Origin of the sequence: Geobacillus sp. LYN3, assembly GCF_003064505.1 — a bacterium.
GTDB lineage: Bacteria > Bacillota > Bacilli > Bacillales > Anoxybacillaceae > Parageobacillus_B > Parageobacillus_B toebii.
Window position 1 is genome coordinate 1,724,878 of sequence record NZ_QCWL01000001.1, and the last position, 5,069, is coordinate 1,729,946.

Consider the following 5,069-nt stretch of genomic DNA (forward strand, 5'->3'; position numbering starts at 1 on the left):
GAGAGGGTTTTCTGAAGGAATGTGCAAAAAAATGGCTCTTTTGTTCCGAAATAAAGTGATAATTTACAATAAGGGTTGTCTTTTTCCCTATATTGATATAACATGTGAACCGTGGGAGTTTTTTATATGGATAAAAATGTAAAAGAAAGGTAGAGTGTAATGGCATTACCAAGTGGCGCAACGATGAACATCACGATTCGTCTTCAATATGAAAAAGATCATGTCTCATTCAGCGATATCGCCGCTGCGATCGGAAAAGCAGGGGGAGATATCGTCGGGATTGATGTTATTTCATCTAGCAAAGTACATACCGTGCGTGATATCACCGTCAGTGCGTTAGATACAAAACAATGCGATTTAATTATTGCAGCGCTGAAAAAAATTCAGGGCGTTAAAATTATTCACGTATCAGATCGTACGTTTTGGATGCATATCGGTGGAAAAATCGAAACGAACTCGAAATTTCCGATAAAGACGCGTGATGACTTATCACGGGTTTATACGCCAGGGGTAGCGCGAGTATGTAAAGCCATTGCGGAAGACCCAAAAAAAGCATATTCCTTAACGATTAAGCGCAATACGGTGGCGGTCATTTCCGATGGTACAGCGGTGCTTGGGCTTGGCAATATCGGACCTTACGCGGCGATGCCAGTGATGGAAGGAAAAGCGATGTTGTTTAAGCAATTTGCGGGCGTCGATGCCTTCCCAATCTGCTTAGATACAAAAGATACAGAAGAAATTATTCAAATTGTGAAAGCGATTGCGCCGGCGTTTGGCGGCATTAACTTAGAAGATATTTCGGCGCCGCGTTGTTTTGAAATTGAAAAACGGCTCAAAGAAGAATTAGACATCCCTGTATTTCACGATGACCAGCACGGAACGGCGGTAGTATTGCTTGCAGGTCTATTAAACGCGTTAAAAATTGTCGACAAAAAACTCGAGGACATTAAAGTCGTGTTAACGGGAATCGGCGCCGCTGGAATTGCCTGCACGAAAATTTTGCTGGCGGCCGGTGTGCGCAATATTATCGGTGTCGACCGCCACGGCGCGATTCATCGCGGTGAGAAGTACGATAATCCTTATTGGCAAGAATATGCGCAAATCACCAATCCAGATAACGAAAAAGGAAGCCTATCCGACGTTATCGCGGGCGCAGACGTATTTATCGGCGTTTCCGCTCCAGGCATTTTAAAAGTCGATGATGTGAAAAAAATGGCGCGCGATCCAATCGTCTTTGCGATGGCCAACCCAGTGCCGGAAATCGATCCGGAAATCGCGGAGCCGTACGTCCGCGTGATGGCGACAGGACGTTCCGATTATCCGAACCAAATTAACAACGTTCTTTGCTTCCCAGGCATTTTCCGCGGTGCGCTCGATTGCCGCGCAAAAGAAATTAACGAAGAAATGAAACTCGCCGCGGCGAAAGCGATCGCTTCCGTTGTAACCGATGACGAGTTAAACGAAACGTATATCATTCCGAGCGTGTTTAATAACAAAGTGGTAGAACGAGTGAGACAAGCCGTTATTGAAGCGGCATATCGCACCGGCGTGGCGCGGAAAGATAACATTCCTTTAGGGGGATATTCAGGAGAACAAAAATAAGTCCGCCGTTTAGACAAGACGGTTGAAAAAAGGGTTTCAGACGTTCGTCTGAAACCCTTTTGTATTTTGAAAAGAAACAAATGGAATTTGTTTCTATAAGGCAAACAACACGCCCCTTTTCATCACTTATTGATCGAACATGGAGCAGATGTAAACACTAGGATTGAAGGTGGGGAAACCGCATTGTCTCTTGCAATCAAGCATGGCAACAATAAGGTTACGGAACTTCTTCGTCCTGTCTAACTATGGATGGATTTTTTATGAAAATGCTCTGTTAAACTCGATTGTTGATTTTTGATTATTGTTCAAAATCCTACACAAATCAAAGGACTAAAACGCTTTGCAGTTTTGTTTTTGTACAGTTGAATTAATGGGGGATGATAGTAAATCAATGATAAAACAGCCACTTTATGATGTGGCTGTTCATTTGTTCATAAAATCAACAACAAACATTAACAGACTTTATGAAACAAAGAGCTTTTACAAAAACATATCGTTACAGGTAAAGTCCCGTTGTGTAAACGGCTGTAATGGTTTGGGCAATGTCTGCTACGGATGCCTTATGTTCATTGCGGACAATTTCCCAAAGGTACATTTCGTTGGTGAAAAACCAGCCGCGGGCAACAAGTTCGGGATTTAACTGCGTTTTGGCTAGTCCTTTTTTTTGTGAATAGGCAATATCTTGTGAAATTCGCTGGATGAATTTTTCCCTGATTTCTTTCCATTTAGCGGACACAACCGGTGAAATTCCAATAGCCTGTTCAAACACTTGCATCATGCTTCGTTCTGCTTCTGCCATCTTTAAAAATGAATATGCCTGTTTTTTGATGATTTGTTGGGCTTCTTCTTTTGACGTTGGAAAGAAGGGCATTTCTGCAATTTGATAAAATTGTTCCATCACATCTTCCATTAGCACAATCAAAATTTCGTCTTTTCCTCCAAAATGTACGTAGGCTGTACCGTATCCCACATTTGCCTTTTTGATAATTTGAGTAATCGTTGCTTTTTGAAACCCTTCCTCAATGAATACTTCTTTTGCCGCTTGCAATAGTTTTTGGCGTGTCATGATGGAACGCATATGACGTTTATCGGCCACTTTGCTAGTATTCACGACATTCCCTCCATTCGTTCCCTTTTTAATAGCATAAATGGAATCTGTTGAAAACGAAAGGGTTATTTATAATAATTTTAATACTTGACTTAACGTTTAGAAAATTTTTTATTTTTAATTGACATCATGTCAACTTCATTGATACAATTTTCCCAAAAAATAATGTGAAGGAGGAATAGGATAGGATGCTTTCTTATTCTTTTGAACCTACACTAGAATTTGCCAGGAAGCTCGATCGGGAAGATAAACTATGGCATTTCCGCCATGAGTTTTACTTAAAGCCTGACTCTATTTATATGGACGGTAATTCATTAGGGCTTCTTTCTAAGAGAGCTGAAAAAACGCTCTTAGAGTCTTTGGCTGATTGGAAAGAGTTGGGGATTGACGGGTGGACGCAAGGGAGACATCCATGGTTTTACCTGTCGGAGAGGCTTGGGGAAATGATGGCGCCATTAGTGGGAGCTTCGCCTGAAGAAGTCATTGTAACTGGTTCCACGACAGTGAACTTGCATCAACTTGTTGCGACCTTTTACAAACCTGAGGGAACACGTACAAAAATCTTGGCTGATGAGTTGACATTCCCTTCTGATATTTACGCACTGCAAAGCCAGCTCCGTATCCGCGGCTATGATCCAGATACGCATCTTATCCGTGTAAAAAGCCGTGATGGCCGCTTTTTAGAAGAGGATGACATTATCGCTGCCATGACCGACGATATTGCGTTAATTATTTTACCAACGGTTCTTTATCGAAGCGGTCAAATATTGGATATGAAGCGTTTAACAGAGGAAGCGCACGCTCGTGGCATTTTCATTGGATTTGATGCATGTCATTCTATTGGTGCCATTCCTCATTCATTCAGTGAGTGGGAGGTTGATTTTGCGTTTTGGTGCAACTACAAGTATTTAAATGGGGGGCCTGGATGTGTCGCGGGGCTATATGTGAATCGCAAACATTTCGGGAAGCTTCCCGGCCTGGCCGGATGGTTCGGTTCCAAAAAAGATAAACAGTTTGACATGGAGCATACATTCACACCGGCTGAAACGGCAGGGGCTTATCAAATCGGAACGCCTCACGTGCTGAGCCTTGCGCCTTTAATCGGATCCTTAGAAATTTTTGCCGAAGCCGGCATTGAAAATATTCGCCAAAAGTCGCTGCAAATCACTCGATATTTAATGTACTTAATTGAACATGAGCTGAAAGATTTTGGTTTTGCCATTGGCAATCCTAGAGACGATGCACGCCGAGGGGGGCATGTAAGCCTCGAACATGATGAAGCTGCTCGGATTTGTAAATCATTGAAAGAAAACGGAGTGATTCCGGATTTTCGTGCACCTAACATCATTCGTTTGGCACCGATCGCATTGTACACTTCTTATGAAGAAGTGTGGAAAGTCGTCCAAATCCTTAAAAAAATTATGAAGGAAAAACAATATGAAAAGTTTACAAATGAACGCGAAGTAGTGGCATAAAGATGTCGCGTTTTACGAGAAGAAAGGGGGAGGAAACCGTGAAAAACCAAAATAATCATTTCCATGATCTTCATGAGCGGGAGAGAGGATTAAATCGCGATTTAAAATCCAGTCAGCTTACCATGATTGCGATGGGGTGTGCAATCGGCACCGGATTGTTCCTTGGAAGCGGGCTTGCTGTTGGAACTGCCGGGCCAAGCGTGTTGATTAGTTATATGATAGGCGCGTTGATCGTATTGCTTCTAATGGGATGTTTAGCGGAAATGACGGTTGCCCATCCTACTTCAGGATCTTTTGGGACGATTGCGGAAAAATATATCCATCCTTATGCAGGTTTTATTGTTCGCTATTCGTACTGGATAGCGAATGTACTTGCTGTTGGAGTAGAAGTAAGTGCAATTGCCGTCTATATGAAATACTGGTTTCCGAACGTTCCGGGAATCGTATGGATCCTGTTGTTTGGCGGTGTGCTGATATATGTCAACGCTACGAGTGTCAATACGTTTGCTACTTTTGAGTATTGGTTCTCCATGATAAAGGTTAGTGCGATTGTGCTTTTCATTCTCCTTGGTGCATATGTTCTATTTGGAGCATCTGATCAGCCGGGAATAGGAAGCGAAAATCTTGTAAACGATGGCGGTTTTCTGCCGTTTGGCTGGTGGGGAATGTGGGTAGCCATCTTTATCTCTCTATTCAGCTTTTTAGGGACAGAATTGATAGCGGTTACAGCAGGTGAAGCGAAAGATCCGGATGTAGCGGTACCGAAAGCATTAAAAGCAACCGTATTCCGTTTGTCGACTTTCTATGTTTTGACACAGCTATGAAGAGTATATTTCAAAGTTTTTCGTCAAAATAGGGATTTTCAAATTATCCACAGTTGGTAA

Annotated in this window: 4 protein-coding genes and 1 pseudogene; 4 read left to right on the forward strand and 1 reads right to left on the reverse strand. The window is 42.4% G+C overall.

Translation table 11 applies throughout. The features are described 5' to 3' along the window. The first annotated feature begins 159 nt into the window (after positions 1 to 159). Positions 160 to 1,602: an NAD-dependent malic enzyme gene (locus DCC82_RS09000; RefSeq protein WP_097354426.1), complete on the forward strand. Its 1,443-nt coding sequence runs from the start codon at positions 160 to 162 to the stop codon at positions 1,600 to 1,602. A 129-nt stretch (positions 1,603 to 1,731) separates the two neighbouring features. Beyond that, positions 1,732 to 1,845: an ankyrin repeat domain-containing protein gene (locus DCC82_RS09005; RefSeq protein ID WP_233252957.1), complete on the forward strand. Its 114-nt coding sequence runs from the start codon at positions 1,732 to 1,734 to the stop codon at positions 1,843 to 1,845. A gap of 253 nt (positions 1,846 to 2,098) precedes the next feature. Here DCC82_RS09005 and DCC82_RS09010 read toward each other — a convergent pair whose 3' ends face one another. Then, positions 2,099 to 2,713: a TetR/AcrR family transcriptional regulator gene (locus DCC82_RS09010; RefSeq protein ID WP_097354427.1), complete on the reverse strand. Its 615-nt coding sequence runs from the start codon at positions 2,711 to 2,713 to the stop codon at positions 2,099 to 2,101. A 185-nt stretch (positions 2,714 to 2,898) separates the two neighbouring features. Between DCC82_RS09010 and kynU the strand changes: the two genes are divergently transcribed. Next, on the forward strand, positions 2,899 to 4,185 hold the full coding sequence (gene kynU / locus DCC82_RS09015; RefSeq protein WP_097354428.1) for a kynureninase: 1,287 nt from the start codon (positions 2,899 to 2,901) through the stop codon (positions 4,183 to 4,185). Positions 4,186 to 4,307: 122 nt separating this feature from the next. Then, positions 4,308 to 5,000, forward strand: a pseudogene (locus tag DCC82_RS09020) (amino acid permease); the annotation flags it as partial. Positions 5,001 to 5,069 lie beyond the last annotated feature (69 nt).